A 26836-nucleotide genomic window follows, 5' to 3' on the forward strand; every position below is an offset into this window, starting at 1 on the left:
CCATCTCCGGCTTGAAGCGGCGCAGGTATTCCATCAGCACGAGCGAATGCTTCTGCTCCTCGAAGAACCATACGCTCATGAACGCGGAAAAATCGCTGTCGTGCTGGTTGTCGCGCAGGAACATTTCCGTGGCGGGCAACGCCGACCATTCGGTGATCGCGTTCATCTTGATCGTCTTCGCCTGCTCGTCGGTGAGCAGCGAAGCGTCGAACTTGTCCCACGGAATGTCCTTCTCCATGTCCCAGCGGACAGCTTCGAGCGATCTGAAAAGTTCCGGATAGAGCATCGTCGTCACCGTGGTTGCAACGCATTCGACACCGGTGGTCACGCCGATTGCGTGGACGCCGGCGCGGCCGCTTCGGTCTCGGGCTCGCGATCGTCCCGATCGTCGTCCACCGAGCGCGGCGTCAGCCGGCCGCGCAACAGCGCGTAATAGAACTGCCGATACGTGCGGTGGTAATAGCGGATGCGCGGCGCGATCGCGCCATGCAGATCGTGCAACCGCTCGATCGGCAGGTTCGGCATCATGTGATGCTCGACGTGATAGTTGTTGCCGTTCGTGAACCAGGTCATGAACGCGTTGCTCTCGATCGTCCGCGTGTTGCGGAACGGGTCGGTGCTCGTCAGGTCGCAGCGATAGTGCTCGGGCATCTCGACCAGCGCATGCACGGGCGCCGCGACGCACACGAGCGGCACGACCCACACCCAGACGACGAACCACGTGTGCAACGCGACCGACAGCGCGGCCAGCAACGCGATCGTCGTGGCCATCAGCAGGTAGTCGCGGCGGATCGCACGCGACACGAGTGCGTTGTCGCCGAAGCGCGCGCCCGGCACGACGAGCTTCGCGACGTTCTTCGCGAACTGGATATAGTGCGCGGCCATCGACAGCCGCCACGCCCACAGCCCGACATTGACGACGGGGCGCGCGCCGTACTGGTCGCCGTAGTCGAAGAACTCCTTGTTCTCCGGCGTGCCGAGCAGCCGGTGATGGCGCAGGTGGCTGTCCTGGTAAGCGTGGAACGACACGAGCATCGGCATGCCGAGCAGCACGCCGAACACCATGTTCAGGCGCTTGCTGCGGAACCCCTGGTAATGCAGCGCCTGGTGCTGCAGCTCGACGCCGTGCGCATACATCGCACCGATCAGCAGGATGCCGACGATCTTCAGGATCACGAGCGCCGACAGCGCGAACATCATCCCGTGCGCGATGAGCGCGACGTACACCGCCAGCTTCAGCGAGAAGACCACGCCGCTCGGGCGGCTCTTCATGTCTCCAACCGATTTCGTGCGGGCGACCAGCGATGAGGTGACGGACAAGACGCTCTCCTTGAGCCGGGCCCTGCCCGGCACGATGACGCGGCGGCGCTGGCGCGCTGCCGGGATGCAATTCTTCTGTGAGTCGATGTTTCGGACAAACGAATTTTCCGAACGCATTGCATGACGCCCGCGCATGAGCGCACCACATCGTGAACTAGACGACCGGTCGAATGAGACAGACCAGTCGCCTGGCGCGTGTTCACCGTTCCCGCCAATAACGAATGGGCACGGGCCCGAGTGGATGCGCTCCGCTCATGCATAGCCTGCATAGATTCCGTTTGTCGCGGACGATCGATCCGGCAAGAATCCCCCTCACTCGACGAACGGCGCCGCCGGCACCGTGGCGCGAGCGGCCGTGTTCCGCAACGGGAGAATCCTCGTGACGAAGTACGCATCGACCATTCATCGCCTGATCGAATCGCTCGAGGACGTCGCGGGCGCCATGCATCGCATGACGTTCGTCGACGACGCGGGCAACGAAGCCGGCATCACGTACCGGCGCTTCGCGGAAGAAGTGTTTCGCCAGGCCGGCGCGCTGCGCGAGCTCGGCGTGCGCGAGAACGATCTGGTGATGCTGGCGCTGCCCGCGTCGGTCGAGCATGCGGCCGCGATGATGGCCTGCGTGATGACGGGTGCGCTGCCCTGCACCGTGCCCGTTCCCGCACGGCGCGCGACAGCCGGACGGCAGGTGGTCGACGTCGCGTGCGAGCTGTACCGGCCGCGCATCGTCGTCGCCGCCGATGCGCAGGCCGCGGCCTGGCGCGACGACGCGTTTCCGGCGGCCTCCACGCGCGTGGTCGATCTCGCGACGCTGTCGAGCGCCGCGGACGCCGGCGCGCGCGCGCTGATCAGCGCGAAGAGCGGCCACGATCCGCATCATGTCCAGCTCACGTCGGGTTCGACGTCGCATCCGAAGGCCGCGGTGCTCAGCCACGACAACGTGATCGCGAACGTGCTCGGCATCGGCGGCTCGGTGCGCTTCGACATCGCGGCCGGCGACGGCACCGCGTCGTGGCTGCCCCTCTATCACGACATGGGGCTGCTCACGCTGCTGTCGAATCTGCATTACCGCGCGCCGCTATTGATGATGCAGCCGAACAGCTTCATCCGGAATCCGCTCGGCTGGTTGAAGCGCATCGCATCGGCGCGCGCGACGACGACGTCGGTGCCGACCTTCGCGCTGCGCTACTGCGTGCGCCGCTTCAATGCCGCCGCGATGGACGGCGTCGACCTGTCCGCGTGTCGCAACATCTTCATCGGCGGCGAACGCGTGGACGACGCGACGCTGCGCGATTTCGCCGCGACGTTCGCGCCGTACGGCCTCGCGGCATCGGCGTTGCAACCGTGTTACGGCATGGCCGAATCGACGCTCGCGGTATCGATGCATCGCGCGTGGCACGAAGGCGCGGTCGATGGCGCGCCGTACGTGATCGCCGACGCACTCGACCGGCGCGCGTTGATCCAGCGCCGCGACGCGCAGCCGGCCGCCGCGAACGACGGCCGCGATACGGAAACCGAAACGGTGCTCGCGATGGGCACGCCGATCGACGGGATGGCGTTCCGCATCCTCGACGACGGCGACCACGCGCTGGCGAACCGCGCGGTCGGCGAAGTCGCGATCCGCGGCACGTCGGTGATGCTCGGCTACCTGAACCCCGACGACGGCACGATCGCCGCGCCGCTGACGGCCGACGGCTGGTTTCGCACCGGCGACATCGGCTACGTCGCGGACGGCCAGCTGCATATCCTCGGCCGCAAGAAGGAAGTCATCATCATTCGCGGCAGCAACTATTTCCCGCACGAGATCGAGGAAGCGCTGGCCTCGCACAGCGCGCTGCGCAAGAGCACGTGCATCGCGTTCGGGCTGCCCGATCCCGAAACCGGCACCGAGCGGCTGGTCGTCGCGATCGAGGCGCGGCCCGTCGACGCGACGCCGCAAACGCGCACCGAGTGCCAGCAGTTGCTCGCGTCGCGCATCGGCTTCGCCGCGCAGGATCTGTGTTTCGTCGAGCCCGGCTCGCTGCCGCGCACGACGAGCGGCAAGCTGCAGCGCGTGAAGTGTCGCGATCTCTATGCGAATGGCGCGTTGCCGGTGATTCCCGCGCCGGCCGCCGTCGAAGCCGGCCAGAGAGCGTTCGCATGACGGCCGCTTCGCTAACCCCGGTGCTCGAGCTGCGCGACGTCACGCGTGTATACGAAGGCGCCGGCCGCGTCGTCGCGGTGCGCGACGCGACGATCTCGATCGGGCAGCGCGACGTCGTCGCGCTCGTCGGTCCGTCGGGCAGCGGCAAAAGCACGCTGCTCAACCTCGCCGGCTTTCTCGACGTGCCGACGAGCGGCGAACGCTGGCTCGAAGGCCGACGCATCGACGACGCGCCCGACACGCTCGAACGGATTCGCCGCGAACGTATCGGCTTCGTGTTCCAGCAATTCAACCTGATACCGGTGATGTCCGCGCTCGAGAACGTCGAGCTCGGCTGCTTCGCGTGGGGCACGCCGCGCACGCGGCGCGAACGCGCCCGCGCGATGCTCGACGCGGTGGGGCTCGCCGCGCGCGAACGGCACCGCCCCGGCGAGCTGTCCGGCGGCGAACAGCAGCGCGTCGCACTGGCCCGCGCGCTTGCCAAGGAGCCGGCGATCGTGATCGCGGACGAGCCGACCGCGAGCCTCGATAGCACCAATGCGCGGGCGGTCGCCGAGCTGATCCTCGACACCAACCGCACGCTGGGCACCGCCTTTCTGATTGCGTCGCACGACGATCGTCTGTGCGCGCACCTGCCGCGTCGCATCGAGATGCGCGACGGCGTACCGGGAGTGAATCGTGAACTGGTCGACGTTTGCGTGGCGTAACCTCTGGCGCAACCAGCGCCGCACCGTTCTGACGATGGCGATGATCGGCGTCGCCGCGTTCGCGTCGAGCCTCGCGCTCGGCTACGTGATCGCGACGTTCGACGCGGTGCGCGAAGGGTCGATCGACAGCGGCGTCGGCCACGTGCAGGTGCTGCATCGCGGCTATCTCGACCTGATCGGCGAACGGCCGCTGCAGTACGGGCTGACCGCCGACGAACAGGCTGCCGCCACGCGGGCGATCGCACGGCTGCTCGGCGTCGCGACCACCGCGCGCGGCATCGACTTCGACGGGCTCGTATCGAACGGCGATCTCAGTTATGGCTTCGTCGGCGAAGGCATCGAACCGAACCGCGAGCCGCCCGGCTTCTTCGACTATCACACGGTGCTGTCGGGCCGCTATCTGTCGCCGACGAACGCGGGGACCGAAGTCGTGGTCGGCGCCGAACTCGCGCGCAAGCTCGGCGTGCACGTCGGCTCGGTCGTGCAGCTGATGGCGTCGACCGCGCACGGCGGCATCAACGCGACCGACGCGCAGATCGTCGGCGTGATGAGCACCGGCAACAAGGACCTCGACGAACGGATCGTCAACGTGACGTTCACGGCCGCGCAGGCGCTGCTGCGCACCGACCGTGCATCGCGCATCGCGGTGTTCCTCAAGGACACCGCCGGCACGACGGCCGCCGCCGCGGCGCTGCGCACCGCGCTGCCGACGCTCGACGTGCGGACCTGGGATCAGCTCGTATCGCTCTATCACCAGATCGTCGCGCTGTACAAGAACCAGTTCTCGGTGTTCGGCGCGATTCTCTGCGTGACGATCCTGCTGTCGATGAGCAACTGGATTCTGATGAGCATCGTCGAGCGGCGCCGCGAGATCTCGACGCTGCGCGCGCTCGGCGTGCCGGCCGCGACGGTGCGCGGCGTGCTGATCCAGGAGACCGCGCTGCTCGGCCTGCTCGGCGCGGCCGCCGGGATCGCGCTAGCGCTGCTGACGATGGTCGCGCTCAATCACGCGCAGATCCACCTGCCGGCGCCGCCCGGCCGCGTGAAACCGATCCTGCTCGAATTCACCGTGTCGCCCGTCGCCGTGGCCGCCGTCGAAGCTGCGTTCGTCGTGCTCGGCGTGGCCGCGGCACTGCTCGCGACGCTCGGGCTCGCGAAACGCAACATCCTCGAAGGACTCGCCCCATGAACCGCATTCGCTTCACGTTCGCCGCGCTCGTCGCGTGCGCGCCGCTCGCCGCGCACGCGGCCGACGCGCCGACGGCCCAGACCATGCTCGCCCGTGCCGACGCGTACCGCAGCACGGCCGCCGATACGCAGACGAACATCCAGATCACCAACGAAGTCGGCGGACAATCCGGCGACGCGACGCGCTATCTCGTCTACACGCGCGGCAACGGCGACACGCTCGCGCTCACGCGCAGCGGCGAGAACGACGGCCAGAAGTACCTCGCGACGACGCGCGGGCACTGGTTCTACGTGCCGAACACGCGCAGCGCGGTGCGCATCAACGGCATGCAGCGGCTGCAAGGGGAAGTCGTGATCAGCGACATCACGCGCACGCACTGGGCCGACAGCTATCGCGCGACGGCCGTGCCGGGCACGACGCCGATCGCCGGCAAGCCGGCCACCGAGCTCGACCTGACCGCGACCGACCCCGACAACGTCTACCCGACGATCAAGCTGTGGGTCACGCCCGACACCGACGTGCCGGTGCGCGCGCAGTTCTTCCTGGAGAGCGGCCTGCTGTTTCGCAGCGCCGATTTCTCGGCGCCGGTCGACGCGAACGGCCGCAAGGTGATCCGCAAGATCACGTATCGCAACGAGGTCGAGAAACAGCGCGCGAGCGTCGTCGACATCCTCGACGGCCAGCCGCGCAAGATTCCGTCGGGCTGGTTCAATCCCGACACGCTCGCCGATGGCCAATGAGTACGACGCCGATGCCGACGCCCATCGTGACCGCCGCCGTTCATCGCCCGATCGCATCCGCCGCGGCTGGCCCGGTGTCGCGCTCGCCATCCCGCTCGCGCTCGGCTGCACGCTCGCGCACGGAGAATCGCTGATGGATCAGCTCGGCACGCTCAACGGCATCGGCTACGCGCGCACCGTCGACAGCATGGACGGCCGCGCGCTGCTCGGCCGCCTGATCGGCGACTCGCCGCGCGGTCAGCAGGAAGCCGGGCTGCTCGCGCGCATCGACGGCGAAAACCTGTTCGTGAACGCGCGCGTCGTCGCCAGCAACCATTCGCTCGGCGCACAGGCGAGCCGCTTCAACGAAGCCGGCGTGCGCTACGCGTTCGACAACGGCATCACGCTGACGGCCGGCAAGCGGATCGATACGCTCGATACGTCGCAGGCATTCTTCCCGCTCGGCTTCTTCCAGAAACGGGCCGCGACGGCCGACATTTACGATCGCTACGGCGACGTCGAAGGCACGCCGCTCGTCGAGGCGAAATGGGCCGGCGAACAGACCACGCTGCAGTTCATCGCCGGCGAGAACCGCACGCTGCGCAACGACGTCGACAACCGCGACGTCGAAGGCGCGACGCAGCTCGTGCGCGGCGCGTACAACTGGTCGGGCGGCTCGGCCGCGCTGCTCGCGGGCCGTCACGCGGGCCGCGGCGGCGCGGGCGCGACGCTGTCGTTGGACGTCGCGCGCTCGAACACCGTCTATGCGAGCGCATGGCTCGAGCGCGGCACGACCCGCCCGCTGCCCGCTTTCATCGCGAACGGCACGCCGCTCGATTCGGCCGCCGCGTACGACGCCGTCGATCGCCGCAACGATCGCCAATATGTGTGGCGCAGCGCGGTCGGCATGCAGAGCGCACTGCCCGGCAACCTGTCGCTGATCGTCGAGTGGTCGCACGACGAAGCGCGTTACGACGCGAGCCAGTGGCGCCGGATGGTCGGCGCGGTGCAGGCGAACAACGCGCTGCTGCCGGTCGCGCCCGGCGCCGCGCTGGCCGGCCTCGGCGGCACGGCCAACTTCGTGAGCGTCGACGGCAGCCTGCGCGACTACCTGTTCGCGCGGCTCGGCAAGAAAGTCGGCCGCGTCGAGTATTCGCTGCGCGGCGTCTATTCGCCGCAGGACAAGGGCCTGCTCGCGATCGCGCAGGTCGTCGCCGACGTGAACACACGCGTGAGCGTCGACGTCGCGCTCACCCACGCTTTCTCCGACGGCCAGTCCGAGTACCGGATGGTCGGTCTCGGCACCCGCATCGACGCCGCCGTGCGCGTGCGTTTCTGACAGGAACCCTGCCATGTCCACGCTTTCCGCCCCCACCCCGGTCGCACCGTCGCCGCTGCTGCGCGTGGCCGACCAGGCCGCGTATCCGGTGCTGCGCCACCTCGACGCGATCGGCACGCCGCCGCGCGCGGCGGCCCGGCTCGTCGAAGCCGCCGCCGTGCGGCTGCTCGACAGCGAGATGGTGATCGCGCTGCGCGCCGCCACGCCGGACGTGCTGCCCGACGCATCCGCGTCGACCCCGTTGCGGCACGACGAAGCGCCGCTCACCGAAGCACTGCTCGAACAGATCGGCAACGAAGGGTTTCATCACCTGTTCAAGCCGTTCATGCGCGCGTTCATCCGCATCATGTTCGGGCTGTTCTTCTCCGACGACCAGAACCGTCGCGCCTGCGAGTGCATCGACGCCGGCCACAACTTCGCGTTCCTGATGAGCGACGGCGGCGGCCCGACGCTGGCCGCCTGGCGCACCGTCGTGCGCAGCGACGACAACGGGCTCGCGCTGACCGTCGACAAGGTGTGGGGCATCGAGGCGCACCGCGACTGCATGGCCGTCGTCGCGGCACGCCTGCCGGGCGTGATGTTCCCGGCCGCCTATCTTGTGTGGCCCGACGAGTATCGAAAACTGAAGCGCTCGACCTGCGGCGCGCCGTTCCTCGCGGGCAACCTGCAGCTCGCGAACGTCGGCGGCCAGGTGCGCGTCGCTGCCGAGGATCGCCTGCGGATCGGCGGCCCGACCGTCTTCAACAAATACCTGACCGTCGTGCGGCCGTACTTCGTCCGCGCGCTGATGGCGCACGTCGGCTGGCTCGAACGGACCGGCCGCGTCGAACTCGACGCCGACGCGCGCGCCGTGCACCGCTTCATCGCGGACGCCGCGCGCACCCAGACCGACGACGCGCACTACAGCTTCGGCAAGGTGCAGCGCGTGCTCGCGATCAAGCTGCTGTCGAACGAGTTCCTGAGCGCGCTCGTGCGCGACGGCAAGGTGCCGCGGTTCGACGACCAGCGCGACCTGCTGGCGTTTTCGAAGATGGAAGGCAGTTCGTACCGGTGTTATCACGAGCTTCGCAAGAGCCTGCGCTGCGAAGCCGGCAGTTGATCCACGCGACAGGCCGATCGATCCCGATCAATTCAACTCAACTCCAGGAGCTCCCCTCATGACGACCCAGAACGTTCCGGCCGACGCGCTCGACATCCTGTCCCGCGAAGTCGCGAAGATCCTCAACGTCGAAACCGTCGACACGGACGCCGGCATCGGCGAACTCGGCATCGATTCGCTGAACATCGTCGAGCTGATCGTGTTCTGCGAACAGCTTTACGGTTCGATCGATCCGGAAGCGCTGAACATCACGCAGTACACGACGCTGCAGCAGCTCGACGCGCAACTGCGCAGCCAGCAGCACGCGGCCTGATACGACGATGCTCGCGCCCCTTGCCCCCGTGGCGGCCGCCGCCGTCCAGCCGGCCCCGGCGACCGCGCTGACCGTGCAGGCGCTCGCGTACCGGCGCGTCGCGCCGTCGCGCGACGGCGCGGCCGTGCCGCTCGACGACACGGCGCACGTGATCGGCACGCTCGCGTGCGCCGAGCGCGAGCGGCTGTGCGGCGCGGTCGGCGCGGACGACTACGTGGTCAGCTCGACGATCCTGTCGATGCTGCTGATGAACGATTCGCCGCAGCACCGCGTGTTCGCGCAGGCGCTTGCCGGCGCGAACGACTACACGCCCGACTGGATGACCTGCTCGTACGAATGCGCGGGCTGGGGCTATGTGTTGCGCCGCGCGCTGGCCACCGCGGCCGAGACCGGGCCGCGCACGCTGCTGCTGCAGATCGTCGACGTCGACGTGCACGGCTTTACCTACTGGCACGGCAATCCCGCGTGGGGGCGCTCGGGCTTCGGCGTCTGCACGCTGCTCGTCGACGTCGGCCGCGAGCCGGCGCAGTCGGTGATCGCGGACGCCGCGCCGCCGTCCAGCGCGGTCGTGCGGCTCGGCCGCGACATCCGCACGTTCTGCGCGGCGCGCCCGGGCCTGCACGCGGCGCTGCCGTTCTTTCCGGCCACGTCGCGGCGCGCGCTGCTCGCGTCGGTCGGCAAGACGCCGCTGCTGCCGGACGGCCACGGCGTGTTCGGTCATGCGTTCGGCAGCGACCCGTGGCTGTCGGTGCTGCTCGCGCACCGCGACGGCGACACGCCGCGCCGCGCGGCAGTCTGCTCGCTCGCGCTGAACGGCTATTACGCGATCGCCGACGTCGCGTTCGCGCCGGACGCGACGTTCTCTCTCGACGGCGAGGCGTGACATGGTGCGCCCCGTTCATTTCACCTATCGGATCGAGCGCGATGCGCGCCAGCCGGTCGCGGTCGCGGCCAGCGCGTACCGGATGCCGCTCGACACGCCGGCCGACTATGCTCGCGCCGCGCTCGCGGAAGCGGCCGGCGATGCTTACGACACGGGCAATACGCACGACGGGGCCGGCGGCGAACGCCGCGTGCTGCTCGACCACGTGCAGTATTTCGCGTTCCTCGCGGAAATCGCCGCGCGGATTCGCGACGCCGTGCACGCGGACGCCCGCCTCTTCATCGAAGTGTGCGCACCGTACTTCGGCGCGTTGCCGGCCGAACTGCTCGCCCCGCACGTGCTGCTCGGCGTGCACCTGTACGACGAAGCGTTGCGCGATGCCGCACGCGGCGCGCCGGTCGTCTGGATCGGCGACCGCATCCTGCGCGATGCGGAATTCGCCGGCGACAACCGCGTGTGCTGCGCGATCTGGCCCGCGCGGCTCGCCGACGCGTTCGACGCGCAACTGCGTGGTGCGTGGCCGTCGTTCGCGATCCGGCTCGAGCCGCACCCGGGCGCACCGCGCGCCGCCCCGTTCACCGATTCCGCCCATCATTCCGGCGCCGCCGCGCGGCCGGGGAGACCCTGACATGAATGACACGCTTACCGTGATGCAGGACACGGCCGACATCCGCTGGTCGATGCCCGTCGACGCGCTGATGTCGAACGACTACGCGCTGCGCGAAGAGGCGCTGAACCGGCTGTACGAGAAGGCGAAAGCCGCGCAGTGGGACGTCGCGACCGACGTCGACTGGCGCCACGACCTCGATCCGGCGAACCCGCTCGGCATGCCCGACCCGACGCTGCTGATCTACGGCACCGAGCTGTGGGGCAAGCTCGCCGACGCCGACAAGCGCGAGGTGCGCCACCACGCGCAGGGCTGGCTGTTGTCGCAGATCCTGCACGGCGAGCAGGCCGCGCTGATCTGCGCGTCGAAGCTCGCGTCGGCCGAAAGCGGCCTGAGCGCGCGGCTGTGCGCGGCCGCGCAGATGATGGACGAAGCGCGCCACGTCGAGGCGTACGCGAAGCTCGTCAACGAGAAGCTCGACGTCAGCTACCCGATGAGCCGCTCGCTGAAAGGGCTGCTGCACGACACGATCACGAGCAGCGCGCTCGACATGACGAACCTCGGGATGCAGGTGCTGGTCGAGGGCATCGCGCTGTCGATTTTCCAGAGCGTCGTCGCGTACAGCACCGACCCGTTCATCAAGGACCTTTTCCTGCGGATCCAGCGCGACGAAGCACGCCACTTCGCGGTCGGCCGGATCACGCTGTGCCGCGTGTACGCGGAGATGAGTTCGCACGAGCTGCGCGAGCGCGAGGAATTCATCTGCGAAGGCGCGGCCGTGCTGTACGAGCACCTGTGCGCGGACGACATCTGGGAACCGATGGGGCTGTCCAAGCGCGAATGCAGCGCGATGGTGCGCGAGTCGCCGGTGTCGAGCTCGATCCGCCGCTCGATCTTCCGGCGCCTCGTGCCGACGATCCGCGAGATGGGCCTGCTCACGCCGACCGTGCAGGCGACCTTCGAAAAGCTCGACGTCCTCGACTACGCGGCGATGCCGCTCAACTGACATGACGATGTCCTCCTCCCACGCATCCCGCGACGCCGGCTTCTGGATCGGCATCGACGCGGTGGCCTACGAGCTGCCGGGCCCGCCCGTCGATATCGAGGCCTGGGCCGCCGAACGCGATTACCCGGCGCAGCGGGCGGCCGCGATCGCGCAGTCGGGCAGCCGCTATTTCCACATGGCGCTCGACACGAGCGAGACCGATCTCGCGATCGCGGCGGTCGGCCGGCTGCTCGACACCGCGCACGTGCAGCCGTCCGACGTCGGCGCGATCGTGCACGTGCACACGCAGCAGTTCAGCGTGCCGCCCGCGCCGCGCAGCCTGCCGCACGAAGTGGCCGCGCGCTTCGGCATCGAGCCGCTGTGGCTCGGCTCCGTCGCGCAACTGAACTGCGTGTCGGTCGCGGCTGGCATCGAGACCGTGCGCGCGCTGATGCGCCGCCATCCGCAACTCGATGCGGCGCTCGTCGTGTCGTCCGACCGCGTATACGGCGAGGATTACCGGATGCGGCAGATGACCGGCGTGCAGTGCGACGGCGCGGCCGCGATGCTGATCGCGCGCAACAGCACGAAGAACCGGCTCGGCGGCATCGCGATCGAAACGCATGCGAAATGGCATCGCGGGTCGGACACCGTCGCCGCGAACGAGGCCGACCTGATCATGATGGAATGGCCATACACGCGCCGCGCGATCGACGCGGCCGTCGCGCTCGAGCCGCATGCGCTCGACGCATACGATCTCGTGCTGCCGCACAACGCCGACCTGCCCGGCTGGAACGCGCTGTGCCGCGCGATGCGCGTGCCGGCCGAGCGGCTCTACGCGGACAACATTCATGCGCGCGGCCACGCGTGCTGTTCGGATTTTCCGATCAACCTGGCCGACGTCGGGCTCGATGCGGTCGCGCACGGCCGGCGCGTGCTCGGCGTGATGCAGTCGAACTGCGGCGCGTATGCGGCCGCCACGCTCCATCCGGTGAGCCGCCATGACGCCTGAGCGCCCGCTTCCCGCCGCCGATCGCGCGTGGATCGCCGATCTGCGCACGCCGTGCTACGTGTACGAGCCCGAGGTCGCGATCGCCCGCTACCGGTCGCTCAAGGCGCGGCTCGGCACGCGGCTGATCGTGTCGCTGAAGGCGAACCCGAACCAGGACATGCTCGCGCGCTGCGCGCATGCGTACGAGGACGGCGTCGAACTCGCGAGCCGCGGCGAACTCGACGCGGTGATCGGCCGGATCAAGACGCCGCGCTACCTGAACAATCCGTCGATGGACGAGATGTTCATGCGCGCGGGGCTCGCGTCGCGCTGCCATTTCGTGCTCGACAACCCGGATGCGGTCGCGCGTTTCGTGCCGCTCGCGCGCGAAGCGGCGGCCGGCGGCGGCACGCCGGGCGCCGTGCTGCTGCGCGTGAACGCCGGCGCGCTGGCAGGCGAGCACGCGCGGGCTCCGTGGCACGACCACTTCGGGATGACGCCGAACGAGGCGCACGACGCGGTGCGCACGCTCGCGGCCGCCGGCTTGCCCGTCGCCGGGCTGCATGTGTTCTCCGGCCCGCATTCGTTCATCCGCCAGGACCCGACGCAGCCGGACACGCTCGTGTTGCCCGAGCGGCTCGCCGCGCTGGCCCGCGATCTCGCGCCGGCCAACGGTGCGCCGCTCGCGTCGCTGAGCCTCGGCGGCGGTTTCGCCGACGATCATCCGGGCGATGCCGCGTTCGAACGCTATGCCGCCGCGCTCGCGCCGCTCGCCGGCCAGTATTCGCTCGCCCACGAATCCGGCCGCGCGATCTTCGCCGATGCGGGCGTGTTCGCGACGCGCGTCGTCGCGGTCAAGACGTGGCAGGACCGCACGATCGCCGTCTGCGACGGCGGCCTGTCGCATGCGTTCCTGCTCGCCCAGACCGAAACGATGATGCGCCGCCTGGCCGCGCCGTCGCTCGTGCGTCGCACGCCCGCGCCGCCGCCTCGCGGTGTGCCGACGCTCTTCGTCGGGAGCACCTGCAGCCGCGCGGACGTGATCGGCCGCGACGACACGGGCGCACCGCCGCAGGTCGGCGACATCGCGGTGTTCGAGCGCTGCGGCGCGTATCACCGCACGTACTCGATGGCGCATTTTCTGTCCCACGAAGCCGCGCACGTATACGTGCGGCCGGCCTGAACCCGAGGAGCCGATCATGAACGCATTGATCAGCATCGCCGACCTGCTCGAACACGGCGCCGAGCGCTGGCCGCATCATCCGGCGTACGCCGACGGCGGCCGCACCCTGACTTACGACCAGCTTGCCCGCGCGGTCCGGCGCGCCGCCGCCGCGCTCGCATCGCGCGGCGTGCGGCCCGGCGAACGCGTCGCGATCTACGCGCCGAAGCGCATCGAAACCGTGGTCGCGATGCTCGCGGCCAACGCGCTCGGCGCGATCTTCGTGCCGGTCAATCCGCAGTTGAAGGAAGCGCAGATCGAACACATCGTCGCCGACAGCGGCGCCGCGCTGTTCGTGACCGGCGCGCAGCGGCTCAAGCGCCTGCCGGCGCTCGCCGCGCTCGTCGGCGCGCGCACGCTGCTGATCGAGGAACTCGCCGATGCGATCGAGTCGCCCGGCACCGACACGCCAGCGTCCACAGCGGCCCCCTTCGGCCGCCCGGTCGACGACGATCCGGCCGCGCTGCTCTACACGTCCGGCTCGACCGGCAAGCCGAAAGGCGTCGTCGTGTCGCATCGCAACCTGGTGTCGGGTGCGTTCAGCGTCGCCGCGTACCAGCAGCTCGCCGAAGACGACGTCGTGCTCGGCGTGCTGCCGCTCAGCTTCGACGCGGGCCTGAGCCAGCTCACGACCGCGCTCGCGTCCGGCGCGTGCTACACACCGCTCGACTTCCTGCAGCCGGCCGAAGTGCCGCGCCATTGCGATGCGTTCGGCGTCACGTCGATCACCGGCGTGCCGCCGCTGTGGATGCAGCTTGCATCGGCCGGCTGGAGCGACGGCGCACGCACGCGGATCCGCCGCTTCGCGAACACCGGCGGCCATCTCGCGACACCGCTGCTGCACCGGCTGCAGGCGCTGTTCACGCAGGCGTCACCGTACCTGATGTACGGATTGACCGAGGCATTCCGCTCGACCTACCTGCCGCCCGCGGATGCGGCGCTGCGCCCGACGTCGATCGGCAAGGCCGTGCCGAACGCGGAGATCCTCGTACTGCGCGCGGACGGCAGCGAATGCGCGGCCGACGAGCCCGGCGAACTCGTGCATCGCGGTGCGTTCGTCACGCTCGGCTACTGGAACCGGCCCGAGCTGACCGCGCAGCGCTTTCGTCCGCTGCCGCGCCGGCACGGCGAAATCCCGCGCCCGGACGTCGCCGTGTGGTCCGGCGACATCGTGCGGCGCGACGCGGACGGCTACCTGTATTTCGTCGCGCGCGGCGACGACATGATCAAGACGTCCGGCTATCGCGTGAGCCCGACCGAGGTCGAGGACGTGCTGTTCGCGCTGCCGCACATCCGCGAGGCCGCCGTGTTCAGCGTCCCGCACCCGGCGCTCGGCGAGGCGATCGCCGCGTGCGTCGTGTCGACGCTCGACGCCGACGCGTGCCGCGCCGACATCGCCCGCGCGTGCCGCGACGCGTTGCCCACCTACATGAACCCGCTCGTCGTCGAGCCGCTGCCCGCGTTGCCGCGCAACCCGAACGGCAAGATCGACCGACCGGCGCTGAAAGCGCAGTATCGCGACGCGTTCGCGCGTCCGAACCTCGAGGAGACCGCCGCATGACCCTGTCGACGCTCGACGAAACCTGTGTCGGTGCACCGCGCGTCGCCGCGCCCGGCACGCTCGCGCTGTCCGGCGGCGTCGTGGTGCTGCCGCCCGCCGTCGTGTTCAGTGCGATCCAGGCGCAGGAGCGCCATCCCGGCTACCGGCACCTGCTGCTGCCGCAGGCGCGCTTTGCGCGGCCGCGCGGCATGGGCGCGCTGACGCCCGACGAAGGCACGCGTCTCGCGCCGGGCGGGCGGCCCGCGCTGCGCGTCGCGCCGCCCGGGCGCAGCCTCGCCGATCTCGCCGCCGATGCGGCGCTCGACTTGCGCGACCAGCTCGGCTCCGGCGCGCTGGCCCGCACGACGCATGTGATCGTCGCCAGTTGCGCGCTCAACGAAGGCATCGGCGACTCGGTCGTCGGCCGCATGCAGTACGAACTCGGGCTGCAACGCGTGACGCCGTTCGCGCTCGGCCAGAACGGCACGCTCGGCTGGTATTCGGCGCTGATGCTGCTCGACGGGCTGCTGCGCGATGAAGGCGACCAGGCGCTCGTGATCCTCAGCGACAAGTGGCTCTACCCGTTCTTCCGCCAGTTCGGCGACCTGGTCGGCTACGGCGATGCCGCCGCCGCGCTGCTCGTGTCGCGCGCGGGACCGACGCCCGAGCCGGCCCCGTGGGGCGGCGTGCGCTCAGTCGCGCTCGAATTCGGGCCGTCGATCGCCGATCCGTGGGCCGACGCGCCGGCCGCGCTGCGCGACACGCTCGCACCGGTCGCCGCGCGCGCGATCCGCCGCGCGCTCGACCAGGCCGACCTGCGTGCGAACGAGATCGACTGGTGCGTGCCGCCCGGCTTCGACCCCGGCTTCGCGGCGCGCGTGGCCGATGCCGCGTCGATCCCGGTTCCCGCGCGCATCCAGCACGACGGGTCGGGCCATCTGTCGTCGGCCGAATCGGCCGCCGCGCTGATCCGGCTCGCGGGCGCGCTCGACGAAGGCGAGCGCCGCACGGTGCTCGTCTGGGACGCGGCGCTGCATGGCGCGGCGGCGGCGGCCGTCGTCGACCTGGCCGGCGGGCTCGACGCCGCACTCGATATCGAAGGAGACGCATGATGAGCGCCTACAAGGTCAGCCTGCGCGAGCTGCGCTTCTTTCTGTGGGAACTGTTCGAGGCCGACAAGCGCTTCCTGGCGGAACACGGCCTGTACGGCACGCACGATCGCGCGTCGATCGACGCGCTGCTCGAACGCGCACGCGATTTCGCGCTCGACCTCGGGCGCAGCTACCAGCAGGCGGACGTCGAGGGCTGCACGCTGCTCGACGACGGCCAGGTACGGATTCCTTCGCATTTCCACGCGCTGTGGGCGCGCTTTCGCGACGAGTGGTCGAACACGCTGTTCGGCACCGCGCACGGGCTGCCGCCGATCGTCACGCAGATGATCTACGAGATGTTCATGGGCGCGAATCCGTCGTTCATGACGTACGGCGGCTTCACGCGCCCCGCGGTCAAGCTGCTGCAGATGCACGGCACGCCGCACCAGAAGGCGCTCATCGCGCCGCTCGAAGCGTACCGCTGGGACGCGTGCTTCTGCGCGACCGAACCGCAGGCCGGCACCGACCTGACCGCGGTCGCGCTGCGCGCGACGCCGCTCGAACGCGACATCTACGCGATCGACGGCGAGAAGGTCTATATCTCGGCCGGCATGCACGAGCTGACGGAAAACACGCTGTATTTCGTGCTCGGACGCATCGACACCGCGTCGCCGGATTCGTTCTCGCTGTCGTGCCTCGTCGTGCCGCGCTTCTGGCCCGACGAAACCACCGGCGAGCTGCAGCCGAACCACGTCGACTGCATCGGCCTGCCGCGCAAGATGGGCCTCAAGGGCTGCGCGAACACGCATCTCGTGTTCGGCTCGAACGGCACGACGAAAGGCTGGCTGCTCGGCGGCCGCCGCAACGTCGGGCTGCTGCAGCTGATGCCGCTGATGAACCAGGCGCGGATGAGCACCGGGATGTTCGGCGTCGGCGTCGCATCGAGCGCGTACCTGCACGCGGTCGAGTACGCGGGCCGCCGGCTGCAGGGCCGGCCGATCGAGCGCGCGTCGAACACGAACGCGGCACGGGTCGCGATCGTCGAGCACGCGGACGTGCAGCGCATGCTGGTCGACATGAAAAGCCGCGTCGACGGATGCCGCGGCCTGCTCGGCAAGCTCGCGGCGACCGCGACGCGCGCGGCGATGCTCGAAGCGACGCCCGCCCCCGACCCGGCCGAGATCGAGCGTCATCGCAAGCTGCAACTGCTGCTGACGCCGATCTGCAAGGCGTTCATCTCGGACCAGGCGTGGCGGATCTGCGAAACGGCGATCCAGGTGCACGGCGGGCTCGGCTATACCGACGCGAGCCCGGTCGAGCAGAACGCGCGCGACGTGAAGATCCTGTCGATCTGGGAAGGCACGAACTACATCCAGGCGCAGGATCTCGTGCGCGACAAGCTCGGCTTCGGCCGCCATTCGCGGCTGATCCAGTACTACCGCGACGAACTCGACGCGTTCCTCGCGCAGCAGCATCACGCCGGCACGCATGCGGAGCTGCGGCCGCTGTTCGACGCACTGCGCGCGGGCGCGGACCGCATCGCCGCCGCGCTCGACGACATCGCGCGCGACGTGCAGGACGGCCACACGCATCGCAGTAGCCAGTTCTACACGCGCTTTCTGGAGATGTTCGGCGTCGTCACGTCGGCATGGGTGCTGCTCGAATCGGCGACGATCGCCGCGCGCCGGCTCGATGCGCCGGAAACCGCCGACGCGCCGGCCGAGTTGGCGTTCTATCGCGGCAAGCTGAAAAGCGCGCGCTACTACTTCGCGAACGTGCTGCCCGTCGTCGACCAGCACGCGGCCGTGATCGCCGCGATGGCGCACGCGGCGATCAGCGTCAGCAGCGACGAACTCGCCGCGGTGGAATGACATGGACACGACACTCGATTCCGGCAGCGCCACCACCACGACCGCGGCCGACGATGCGCCGCGCAACCTGCTCGGCCGGCCGGCGACGCGCCATCGCGGCACCGACATCGACGGCGCGACGCTCGACCCCGAAGCGCTGCGCGTGCGCGATCTCGACCTGAACGCGCTGATCGGCGCGACGACGTTCGAAGGCGCACTCGCGCATCTGTGGTTCGACGTCGCGCCCGGCAGCGCCGACCATCGCGCGCACGAAGCGACGATCGGCGCGCGGCTCGCCGCGTTCACCGACGCGCTGGCGCCAAGCTCGGCCGCGCAGTCGGTCGCGGCCGATCTCGGCGCGGAGGGCGTCGCGCCGGTGTTCGCGGCCGCGTCCGGCCTGCTGCGCGGCCTCGACGACGTGACCGCACGCGTGCACGGCCCGGCGCCGGACGATGCCGATCTCGACACGATGCTGCTGTGCGCGGCCGCCGCGCCGTTCCTGCTGCATGCGGCGATCGAGGGCCGGCCGTTCGCGGCCGGCACACACGCCGGCGGCAGCACGGCGCTCGATGCAGCGCGGACGCAAGCGCAACGCATGCTCGTGCTGACCGGCGCGACGCGCCACGACGCGCCCGCGCAAGCGGCGATGGACATGCTGCTCGTCGCGTGGCACGCCGGCTTCGGCTACATCACGCCGACCGTGCTCGCGCCGCGCGTCGCGATCGGCACCGGCGTCACGCTGACCCAGGCCGTCGCCTCCGGCTTCCTCGCGAGCGGGCCGTCGCACGTCGGCGCGGCGCTCGAAGCGATGCAGTGGCTCGCCGCGCTCGCGCAGTCGGCACCGGGCGGCGCCGGCGCGTCGGCCGCTGCGCTCGACGCGGCCGGGCGCGCGGCGATCGATGCGGCGCTCGACGCGAAACGCACGCTGTACGGCTTCGGCCATCCGCTGTTCGTCGCCGATCCGCGTCCGCCGCACATACGCGGCCGGTTGATGGCAATCGGCTTCGACGGCGGATACGTGACGCTGTTCGACGCATGCTGCGCGCAGGCCGACACGCGCCGCGCGCTGCGGCCGAACATCGATTTCCTGACCGCCGCGACGCTGCTCGAACTCGGCGTCGCCGCGCCGTCGTGGGGCGTCGGCGTCGGGCTGGCCGCGCGCATCGCGGCGATGGCCGCGCATGCAGTGGAACGGCGCCGCCGCCCGGCGTTCGGCGTCAACAGCGCGACCGCGCGACGGCTGCTGGCCGCCGTGCCGGTCGGCTGGCTGTGAACCCTCACCCTCTCGCACAAGGAACGTCATGCTGCTCAAGAACCTGCGCCCGGCGAACGACTACGATCGCTTCGCCACCGAAACGCTCGAACCGTGGGACCTGCTGTTCATCAGTCGCATCCGCCAACTGGCGCGCGGGATGACGGCCGGCACGATCGCCGACATCGGCACGGCCACCGGCGTCGTGCCGGTGCGGCTCGCGACCGATCCGGCGATGCGCGGCTGGCGCTACGTCGGCATCGACCTCGATCCGGCGATGCTGGACGAAGGCCGCCCGCGCATCCGCGAACTCGGGCTCGACGATACGATCGAGATGCGCGTCGGCGACGCGCTCGCGCTGCCGTTCGACGACGGCACGCTGACGATGGCGGTCGGCCGCGCGACGCTGCATCACCTGCCCGACAAGGCGCTCAGCCTGACCGAGATGTACCGCGTGCTGGAGCCGGGCGGCATCGCGCTGGTGCACGACATGCGCCGCGACGCGCCGCAGCACCTGCTCGACCGCTTCACCGAAATGCGCGCGGCCGCCGACTATCCGCCGACCCACGTCGAGGAAAAGATCACGCTCGACGAAGCGCATGCGCTGGTGGCCGATGCCGGCCTGTCGTCGGTTGCGTCGATCTACAGCCCGAGCATGGGGCTCGGCGCGCTCGGCTTCGAAATCCTGCTGAAGAAACCGGCGCTGGCCTGAGCGATGACCGATCTCGCCTTCCTCGCCGCGCATGCCGCCGTGCGGCTCGGCGCCGACGACGTGCGGTGCGCGCCGGTCGCGCCCGGCGCGACGCTGCCGCTGTGCGTGACGCCGCGCAGCGCCGAACTCGCGACGTCGCCGGAGATGTTCGTCGCGTGGTACCGCTCGCGGCTCGACACGATCGACACGCTGCTCGACGCATGCGGCGCGCTGCTGTGGCGCGGCTTCGCGGTGCCCGACACCGCCGCGTTCGGCCGCCTCGGCGCGCTGTATCCGGCGCATGCGAACGGCTATACGGCCGGCGCCGCCCCGCGCCGGCAGATCGACGGCCAGGTCTACGAATCGACCCGCATGCCGCCGCCGTTCAAGATCGGGCTGCATCAGGAGATGGCCTACATGCCGGCGTTCCCGCGCCTCGTCGCGTTCTACTGCCGGCAACCGGCCGACGCGGGCGGCGAAACGCCGATCTGCGACATGCGACGCGTGACCGCGCGCGTGCCGGCCGCGCTGCGCGAGCGGTTCGCCGAACGCGGCGTGATGTACCTGCGCAATTTCGCGGCGCCGGGCGACCGCGCGGACGGCCTCGCCGCCAATCCGAACCTGCCGTTCGCCGCCTACCACCGGCCGTGGGACGACGCGTTCGGCACGACGGCGCGCGACGAGGTCGAGCGGCTGTGCGCGGAACGCGGCGTCGGCTGCCGCTGGCTCGACGACGGCAGCGTGACCGTGTCGCACGTCGGCAACGCGCTGCGCACGCATCCGCGCACCGGCGAGACGGTGTGGTTCAACCAGGCGAGCGCGCAGCACCCGAACCCGCGCTCGATGGGCGAGCTCAGCTATCGCTACCTGCAGCGCATGTACGGCACGCGCGCGGCGTTTCCGTACGAGATTCGCTACGGCGACGGCGCGCCGATGCCGTTCGACGATCTGGCGCCGATCTACGACGCGCTCGACGACGAGGAATTCGCGTTCCCGTGGCAGGCCGGCGACGTGCTCGTCGTGGACAACATGCTGGTCGCGCACGGCCGCAACCCGTATCGGGGCGCGCGCGACACGCAGGTCATGCTGTTCGACTGAGGATGCCGACGATGAGCGTTTCGTTTCTTGCGTCCGTGCGCGCGATATTCGGCCCGCCCGCCGCGTTCGACCGGCCGCAGCGCGCGGGCACGCCGCCGCTGCCCGACGCGCATGCGCCGGGCGCGGCGCTCGGTGCGCGCGCGATCGACGTCGCGGCCGGCGATTTCCGCTTCTCCGCGCGCCACGTGCGGTTCCGGCTCGGCGCGATCACCGCGATCGTCGGGCCGAACGGCTCGGGCAAGACCACGCTGCTCGAGACGCTGCTCGGCTTCCGGCGCGGCGGCAGCGACGTGCGCGTGCTCGACGTGCCGGCCGAACGCTTCATGCGCGATTCGCGCTCGCTGCGGCGGCTCGGCGCGCAATTGCAGAAGGTCGAGTATCCCGATCACCTGCGCGTGTCCGAAATCGTCGCGCTGCACCGCGCGATGTACGCGCACACCGATGCGGCGATCACCGACGCGCTCGGCATCGCCGAGCTGCTCGACAAGCCGTGCCGCGCGCTGTCGAAGGGGCAGCGCCAGCGCGTGGACCTCTACGTCGCGCTCGCGCACCGGCCCGAGCTGGCCGTGCTCGACGAGCCGTTCACGGGGCTCGACCGCCGCTACGCGGGCGTCGTGATCGACCTGCTGCGCCATCGCGCGAGCGGCACGAGCGTCGCGATGATCTGCCATTCCGAGGAAGAACTGAGCGTGGTCGACGATCTCGTGTGGGTGCGCGACGGCGGCGTGCGCTACCAGGGCGACCAGCACACGCTGCGCGCCAGGCTCGTCGGCGATGCGCGCGCGGTCCTGCATTGCCGCGACGAAGCCGATGCGCGCGCGCTGCGCAAACGGCTCGCGGCGCTGCCCGGCGTGACCGGCGTGCGCGTGTCGGCCGCGCACGTGGTCGAGGCGTTCGGCGATGCGACGCTGCATCCGAACGTCCACCGGATCGTCGGCGAACAGGGCATCCAGCATCTCGCGCTCGCGCCGAGCACGCCGGGCGACCTGCTGCGCCTGTGCACCGAGGGCCCGACCCATGACTAAGGTATTCCTGATCCTCGTGCGCAACGAGCTGCTCGGCTATCTGCGCAGCCGCTCGTCGCTGTTCTGGACGCTCGTGTTCCCGGTGTTCCTGCTGAGCGTGATGCTGTTCGCGTTCGGCGGATCGGGCTCGCTCGGCGCGGCCGATATCGCGTTCGACATGCCCGGCGGCGCGACGCCGTACAACCAGGCGTGCAAGGCGCAGATCGTCGCCAGCCTGTCGCACAGCGACACGGTGAAGGCGACCTTCGGCGGGCGCGGCGCGCCGGCCGATCGCGTGACGGTCGTGCTCGGCGCGGACGAACGCACGCCGGCGACGATCCGTTACGACTTCAACGGCTCGCTCGCGGTGAAGGCCGCGTCGCGCGTCGTCGAGATCGCGCTCGCACGCTGCGCCGCGCAGCGGCTCGGGCTGCCGGCCGCGCAGGCGCGCTTCGAGAACGCCGCGCCCGCGCGCCGCCCGTTCGACTACGGCGCGTTCTTCGCGACCGGCATCCTGGTGATGGCGTTCATGGCGATCGGTCTCAATTCGACGACCACCGCGATCGCCGCGCTGCGCGAGCGCAATACGTTCAAGCTCTACGTGTGCTTCCCGGTGTCGCGCGGCGTGTTCCTCGCCGCGCTGATCGTCGCGCGGATGGCGATGATGGCGCTGTCGGCGCTCGTGCTGCTGACGGTGGCGCGCGTCGTGTTCGGCATCGCGCTGCCGATCGCGACGCCGGACGGGTTGCGTGCATTGCCGATCGTGCTGCTCGGCGCGGCGATGGTGCTGAGCATCGGCGTGCTGCTGGCGAGCCGTACCCGTTCGCTCGCGGCGGCCGAACTCGCGTGCAACGTCACCTACTACCCGCTGCTGTTCTTCAGCGACCTGACGATCCCGATGCACGACGCGCCCGCGTGGCTGAAGGCCGGGCTCGCGTTCCTGCCGACCAACCAGTTCGCCGTTGCGCTGCGCGGCGCGCTGGTCGACGGCGCGCCGTACGCGCAGCTCGCGCCGCAACTGCTCGGCATGGCCGCGTGCACCGCGCTGTTCCTGTTCGCCGCCGCGCGGCTGTTCCGCTGGCACGACGCATGACGCGTCGCCACGCTGTTTCGACGAAGGAGAAACCCCCGATGAAATCGAGCAATCCCATAACCGGCTACCTGCTGCACGCGAGCAACTTCCTGCCGGCGATCGTGTTCCTGTTCTACGGCCGGCTCGGCCCCGAGCAGCCGGACCTGCGCTGGACCCATGCGTTCCTGATCGGCGGCGTGCTCGCGCTCGTGCACGGCGCGTGGCTGATCCGCCGCGCGGAGCGCAACAGCATCGCGATCGGCGTCGACCTGTTTCTCGTGATCGGCGCGGTGCTCGCGCTCGTCTCGCCGACAGGTAGCCGTTTGTGGGGCGAGGAACTCGGGCCGGCCGCGATGCTCGTCTGCGTGCTGGTGGTCGGCATCGTGCATACCGCGTGGTCGGACGGCGGCTTCGTCGACGGCACGTTCGTCGATCACGCGCGGGCGCGTTCGCTGTCGCTCGTGCTGCTCGCCGTCACCGTCGTCGCGCTCGCGGTGTCGATCGCGATGCGTCACAGCCCGCTGTGGGGCGGTGTCGTGCCGCTGATCGCGCTGGTCGTCGTGCGCGGCCGGCTGCGCAAGCAGCTCGCGCGGGCACGCTGACGATGAACGCGCTGCCCGACCGCGCAGTACACGCGGCACATGCCGCGCAACGGCACGCGCTCGCCGCGGCGCTCGGCGACGGCTGGCTCGAAGGCGCGACATGCGAGCCGTATGCGACCGACGTCATGCAACACGACGGCGTGCCGCTCGGCGTCGCGCGGCCGGCCTCGACCGCCGACGTGCGCGCGCTGGCCCGCGTCGCCGTCGCGCACCGGATCGCGCTCGTCGCCCAGGGTGCGCGCAGCGGGCTCGTCGGCGCGGCCGTGCCCGATCGCAGCGGCACGCAATGCGTGGTGTCGTTCGAGCGGATGCGCGCGATCCGTGCGTTCGATCCGGCCAATCGCAGCATCACGGTCGAGGCCGGCGTGCGGCTGTCCGACCTCAATCGCGTGGCGGGCGAAGCCGGCCTCTGCGTGCCGATCGATCTCGGCAGCGATCCGGCGGCCGGCGGCCTCGTCGGCGCGAACGCGGGCGGCAGCCGCCTGATCAAGTACGGCGACGTGCGCCGTCACGTACTCGGCGTCGAAGTCGTGCTGGCGGACGAAGCCGGCACCGTGATCGACGCGCTCGCGCCGCTGCGCAAGCGCAACGCGGGCTTCGACGTCGCGCAATGCTTCATCGGCGCGAATGGCGCGAACGGGCTCGTGACGGCCGTGTCGTTCGCGCTCGCGCCGCTCGAACGGTCGTCGTGCGCGGCGTTCGTCGCGTTCGGGTCGTATGACGCGGCACTCGCCGGCCTGCTCGCGTTCGAACGCGCATTCGGCGAGATGGTGTCGGCGTTCGAGTTCATGTCGGCGGCGGCGGTCGGTTGCGTCGCGGCGGCGTTTCCGGCATTGCGCGCGCCGTTCGAACCCGGTGAAGCCGGATGCTACGCGCTCGTCGAGATCGCGACCGGCATGCCGGGGCTCGATGCGCTGCTCGAGGAACGCGCGGTCGCGACGCTCGGTGCGCTGATGAACGAACGGCTCGTCCTCGACGCGGCATGCGCGCCGCCGGAACGCTTCTGGCGGATTCGCGACGCGCTGCCGGCCGCGGTCGCGCAGGACGGCCTGCCGCTGTCGTTCGACGTGTCGTTTCCGCGCGGCGCGCTGGCCGGATTCGTCGCCGATGCCGAGCAGTGGCTCGCCGCCGCGCATCCGGCGCTGCACTGTCACGCGTTCGGCCATTTCGGCGACGGCGGCTGCCATCTCGTCGTGTCGATTCCGCCTACCGAGGCACAACGCTACGGAGCGCTGCAACAGGTGGCATTGCGCGGCGCGCTGTACGACCGCGTCGTGCAGGCAGGCGGCTGCTTCAGCGCGGAACACGGCATCGGGCCGGTCAATATCGCGTACTACCGCAAGCACGTGCCGGCCGCGCACCGGCGGCTCGCCGGCGCCGTCCAGCACGCGATCGACCCGCTCGGCCTGGTCGGGCGGGTCCGTTACTGATGCACGGCTTCGACACCTCACGGAGAATGCGCATGATGTCGCCACGCCCGCCCGACCGGGGCACCCCGTCCGAACCCGACGTCGACCCTTCGTGCTCCGGCATCCCGGCCACGCTGCCCGACTCGGGCGTGGTGGTCAACGTGCGGGGCGTCGCTTGCGTGATCCCGTTGCCGCCGCGCGACCATGCGCGCCCGGCGCTGTGGCGCGCGCTGGCGCACTGGCGCGACGAACGCTCGGCCGATCGCCACGTCGAGCCGGACGGACGGCAGGACTGAGCCGGCCGCGCGCGGCGGGCCGGCAAGCGCGCACAGGCGAGCGCGGCGCCGGACACCCTCGGTCGTCCGGCGCCGCGACGGGCGGAAGCGTGCGATCAGAACACCGCGTGCCCGCTGATCACGCTCGGCAGCCACGTCGAGAAGAACGGCAGATACGTGACGATGTTGATCGCGCTGAAGATCGCGAGGTAGTAAGGCCACGCCATCTTCGTGGTCTCGCCGATCGACACGTTGCCGATCGCGCAGCCGACGAACTGCACCGAGCCGATCGGCGGATGCACGAGGCCGAGCGAGCAGTTCAGCAGCAGCATGATCCCGAACTGCACCGGCCCGACGCCGCACGCCATCGCGATCGGCAGGAACAGCGGCGTCGTGATCAGGATGTGCGCGGCCATGTCGACGAACGTGCCGAGGAACACCTGGATGATGTTGATGTACAGCAGCATCAGCCACGGCGCGGCGGTCGACTGCTTCAGCAGCCCTTCGATCGCATCCGGAATCTCCAGGTACGACATCTGGAAGCGCAGCATGTTGGACACCGCGATCAGCAGCAGCACGACGCCCGTCGTGCGCGCCGCATGCGACAGCGCGCGGCGCAGCTTCTCGGCCGTCAGCGTGCGGTACACCACCGCGGTCAGCACGAGCGAGTAGACGACGGCGATCGCGGCCGCTTCGGTCGCGGTGGCGATGCCCTTCGCGACGCACACGAGGATGATCGCGATCACCATCAGCCCGGGCACCGCGCCGACGAAGCTGCGCAGCACCGCATACCAGCCGGGAAAGCGCGGCAGTGCCGACGAGCCGTCCTCGCGGCGCGGGTAGCCGTGACGCACGGCCTGCCAGTACGCGGCGGCGAGCACGAAGCCCATCACCCACAGCACCGGCAGGAGCCCCGAGAACAGCAGGTCGCCGATCGACACGCCGCTCACCGGCTGGCCGTGCAGCATCCCGGTGATGCCCTGCGCGGCGAACGCGTAGATGATCATGTTGGTCGACGTCGGCATCAGCGCGCCGGCGAGCGACGCATGCGTGGTCACGTTGACCGCGTACGCGGCGCTGTAGCCTTCGCGCTTCATCAGCGGAATCACCACGCCGCCCATCGCCGACGTATCGGCGGTCGGCGAGCCCGACACGCCGCCGAACAGCGTGCACGCGACGACGTTCGCCATCCCGAGGCCGCCGCGGAAGTGGCCGACGGTCGCCTGCGCGAAGCGCAGGATCCGGTCCGCGATGCCGCCATGCAGCATCAGCTCGCCGGAGAAGATGAAGAACGGCACGGCGAGGAACGAGAACGCGTTCATCCCCGAGATCATCGCCTGCATCGCGGTGGCGATCGGCAGGCCTTCGACCATGTAGGTCAGCACGCACGCAATGCCGAGCGCGAACGACACGGGCACGCCGAGCACGAGGAATA

General features: G+C 70.3%; 25 protein-coding genes and 1 pseudogene. 23 read left to right on the plus strand and 3 right to left on the minus strand.

Annotation, left to right across the window (positions count from 1 at the left end; genetic code table 11):
• Both AC3IFE_RS13440 and AC3IFE_RS13445 read right to left on the minus strand, forming a co-directional pair.
• Positions 1 to 295, minus strand: a pseudogene (locus AC3IFE_RS13440) (ferritin-like domain-containing protein); the annotation flags it as partial.
• A 29-nt stretch (positions 296 to 324) separates the two neighbouring features.
• Positions 325 to 1272, minus strand: a complete 948-nt coding sequence (locus AC3IFE_RS13445) for a fatty acid desaturase family protein (RefSeq protein WP_489190829.1) — start codon at positions 1270 to 1272, stop codon at positions 325 to 327.
• 427 nt (positions 1273 to 1699) lie between these two features.
• Here AC3IFE_RS13445 and AC3IFE_RS13450 point away from each other — a divergent pair, with 427 nt between their 5' ends.
• From AC3IFE_RS13450 to AC3IFE_RS13560, 23 genes are read left to right on the plus strand one after another with little or no spacing between them, the layout of a single operon-like run.
• A complete protein-coding gene (locus tag AC3IFE_RS13450) occupies positions 1700 to 3463 on the plus strand; it encodes a fatty acyl-AMP ligase (RefSeq protein ID WP_489190814.1) in 1764 nt (587 codons plus the stop codon).
• Complete coding sequence (locus AC3IFE_RS13455) at positions 3460 to 4170, plus strand: ABC transporter ATP-binding protein (RefSeq protein WP_089471529.1); 711 nt, start codon at positions 3460 to 3462, stop codon at positions 4168 to 4170. The genes AC3IFE_RS13450 and AC3IFE_RS13455 overlap by 4 nt, the downstream gene beginning before the upstream one ends.
• On the plus strand, positions 4142 to 5359 hold the full coding sequence (locus tag AC3IFE_RS13460; protein WP_489190815.1) for an ABC transporter permease: 1218 nt from the start codon (positions 4142 to 4144) through the stop codon (positions 5357 to 5359). The genes AC3IFE_RS13455 and AC3IFE_RS13460 overlap by 29 nt, the downstream gene beginning before the upstream one ends.
• Positions 5356 to 6099, plus strand: coding sequence for an outer membrane lipoprotein-sorting protein (locus tag AC3IFE_RS13465; protein ID WP_489190816.1), 744 nt, complete (start codon positions 5356 to 5358; stop codon positions 6097 to 6099). The genes AC3IFE_RS13460 and AC3IFE_RS13465 overlap by 4 nt, the downstream gene beginning before the upstream one ends.
• On the plus strand, positions 6089 to 7417 hold the full coding sequence (locus AC3IFE_RS13470; RefSeq protein ID WP_489190817.1) for a hypothetical protein: 1329 nt from the start codon (positions 6089 to 6091) through the stop codon (positions 7415 to 7417). The genes AC3IFE_RS13465 and AC3IFE_RS13470 overlap by 11 nt, the downstream gene beginning before the upstream one ends.
• A gap of 13 nt (positions 7418 to 7430) precedes the next feature.
• On the plus strand, positions 7431 to 8516 hold the full coding sequence (locus tag AC3IFE_RS13475; RefSeq protein WP_489190818.1) for a hypothetical protein: 1086 nt from the start codon (positions 7431 to 7433) through the stop codon (positions 8514 to 8516).
• Between the two features lie 58 nt (positions 8517 to 8574).
• Positions 8575 to 8829: an acyl carrier protein gene (locus AC3IFE_RS13480; protein ID WP_006481176.1), complete on the plus strand. Its 255-nt coding sequence runs from the start codon at positions 8575 to 8577 to the stop codon at positions 8827 to 8829.
• Positions 8830 to 8836: 7 nt separating this feature from the next.
• Positions 8837 to 9712, plus strand: a complete 876-nt coding sequence (locus AC3IFE_RS13485; protein ID WP_301737118.1) for a hypothetical protein — start codon at positions 8837 to 8839, stop codon at positions 9710 to 9712.
• 1 nt (position 9713) lies between these two features.
• On the plus strand, positions 9714 to 10340 hold the full coding sequence (locus AC3IFE_RS13490; RefSeq protein WP_301737119.1) for a hypothetical protein: 627 nt from the start codon (positions 9714 to 9716) through the stop codon (positions 10338 to 10340).
• A 1-nt stretch (position 10341) separates the two neighbouring features.
• Positions 10342 to 11325: a ferritin-like domain-containing protein gene (locus AC3IFE_RS13495; RefSeq protein ID WP_059579151.1), complete on the plus strand. Its 984-nt coding sequence runs from the start codon at positions 10342 to 10344 to the stop codon at positions 11323 to 11325.
• 1 nt (position 11326) lies between these two features.
• Entirely contained in the window at positions 11327 to 12316 is a 990-nt protein-coding gene (locus AC3IFE_RS13500; protein ID WP_301737120.1) for a beta-ketoacyl-[acyl-carrier-protein] synthase family protein, read from the plus strand.
• Positions 12306 to 13478, plus strand: a complete 1173-nt coding sequence (locus AC3IFE_RS13505) for a PLP-dependent decarboxylase (RefSeq protein WP_489190819.1) — start codon at positions 12306 to 12308, stop codon at positions 13476 to 13478. The genes AC3IFE_RS13500 and AC3IFE_RS13505 overlap by 11 nt, the downstream gene beginning before the upstream one ends.
• A gap of 16 nt (positions 13479 to 13494) precedes the next feature.
• Entirely contained in the window at positions 13495 to 15078 is a 1584-nt protein-coding gene (locus AC3IFE_RS13510; protein ID WP_489190820.1) for an acyl-CoA ligase (AMP-forming), exosortase A system-associated, read from the plus strand.
• Positions 15075 to 16169 (plus strand): hypothetical protein, encoded by a 1095-nt coding sequence (locus AC3IFE_RS13515; RefSeq protein ID WP_089471539.1) that lies wholly within the window; start codon positions 15075 to 15077, stop codon positions 16167 to 16169. Before AC3IFE_RS13510 ends, AC3IFE_RS13515 begins: the two co-directional genes overlap by 4 nt.
• Positions 16169 to 18019, plus strand: coding sequence for an acyl-CoA dehydrogenase family protein (locus AC3IFE_RS13520; RefSeq protein WP_489190821.1), 1851 nt, complete (start codon positions 16169 to 16171; stop codon positions 18017 to 18019). Before AC3IFE_RS13515 ends, AC3IFE_RS13520 begins: the two co-directional genes overlap by 1 nt.
• Before the next feature lies 1 nt (position 18020).
• Positions 18021 to 19271, plus strand: a complete 1251-nt coding sequence (locus AC3IFE_RS13525) for a citrate/2-methylcitrate synthase (protein ID WP_489190822.1) — start codon at positions 18021 to 18023, stop codon at positions 19269 to 19271.
• A gap of 28 nt (positions 19272 to 19299) precedes the next feature.
• Positions 19300 to 19962 carry a class I SAM-dependent methyltransferase gene (locus AC3IFE_RS13530; protein WP_089471542.1) on the plus strand — a complete coding sequence of 221 codons (663 nt, stop codon included), beginning with the start codon at positions 19300 to 19302 and terminating at the stop codon, positions 19960 to 19962.
• A 3-nt stretch (positions 19963 to 19965) separates the two neighbouring features.
• Positions 19966 to 21039 carry a TauD/TfdA family dioxygenase gene (locus AC3IFE_RS13535; protein ID WP_489190823.1) on the plus strand — a complete coding sequence of 358 codons (1074 nt, stop codon included), beginning with the start codon at positions 19966 to 19968 and terminating at the stop codon, positions 21037 to 21039.
• Between the two features lie 11 nt (positions 21040 to 21050).
• Positions 21051 to 22064: an ATP-binding cassette domain-containing protein gene (locus AC3IFE_RS13540; RefSeq protein WP_489190824.1), complete on the plus strand. Its 1014-nt coding sequence runs from the start codon at positions 21051 to 21053 to the stop codon at positions 22062 to 22064.
• Positions 22057 to 23136 (plus strand): ABC transporter permease, encoded by a 1080-nt coding sequence (locus tag AC3IFE_RS13545; RefSeq protein WP_489190825.1) that lies wholly within the window; start codon positions 22057 to 22059, stop codon positions 23134 to 23136. Before AC3IFE_RS13540 ends, AC3IFE_RS13545 begins: the two co-directional genes overlap by 8 nt.
• Positions 23137 to 23174: 38 nt before the next feature.
• On the plus strand, positions 23175 to 23717 hold the full coding sequence (locus AC3IFE_RS13550) for a permease (protein ID WP_089471545.1): 543 nt from the start codon (positions 23175 to 23177) through the stop codon (positions 23715 to 23717).
• A gap of 2 nt (positions 23718 to 23719) precedes the next feature.
• On the plus strand, positions 23720 to 25147 hold the full coding sequence (locus AC3IFE_RS13555) for an FAD-binding oxidoreductase (RefSeq protein WP_489190826.1): 1428 nt from the start codon (positions 23720 to 23722) through the stop codon (positions 25145 to 25147).
• Positions 25148 to 25179: 32 nt separating this feature from the next.
• Positions 25180 to 25422: a hypothetical protein gene (locus tag AC3IFE_RS13560; RefSeq protein ID WP_489190827.1), complete on the plus strand. Its 243-nt coding sequence runs from the start codon at positions 25180 to 25182 to the stop codon at positions 25420 to 25422.
• 95 nt (positions 25423 to 25517) lie between these two features.
• Here the strand turns inward: AC3IFE_RS13560 and AC3IFE_RS13565 are convergent.
• The coding region (locus AC3IFE_RS13565) for a TRAP transporter large permease (protein ID WP_489190828.1) at positions 25518 to 26836 on the minus strand (1319 nt) is incomplete at its 5' end.

The organism is Burkholderia sp. APQ4-4ca (assembly GCF_057837105.1).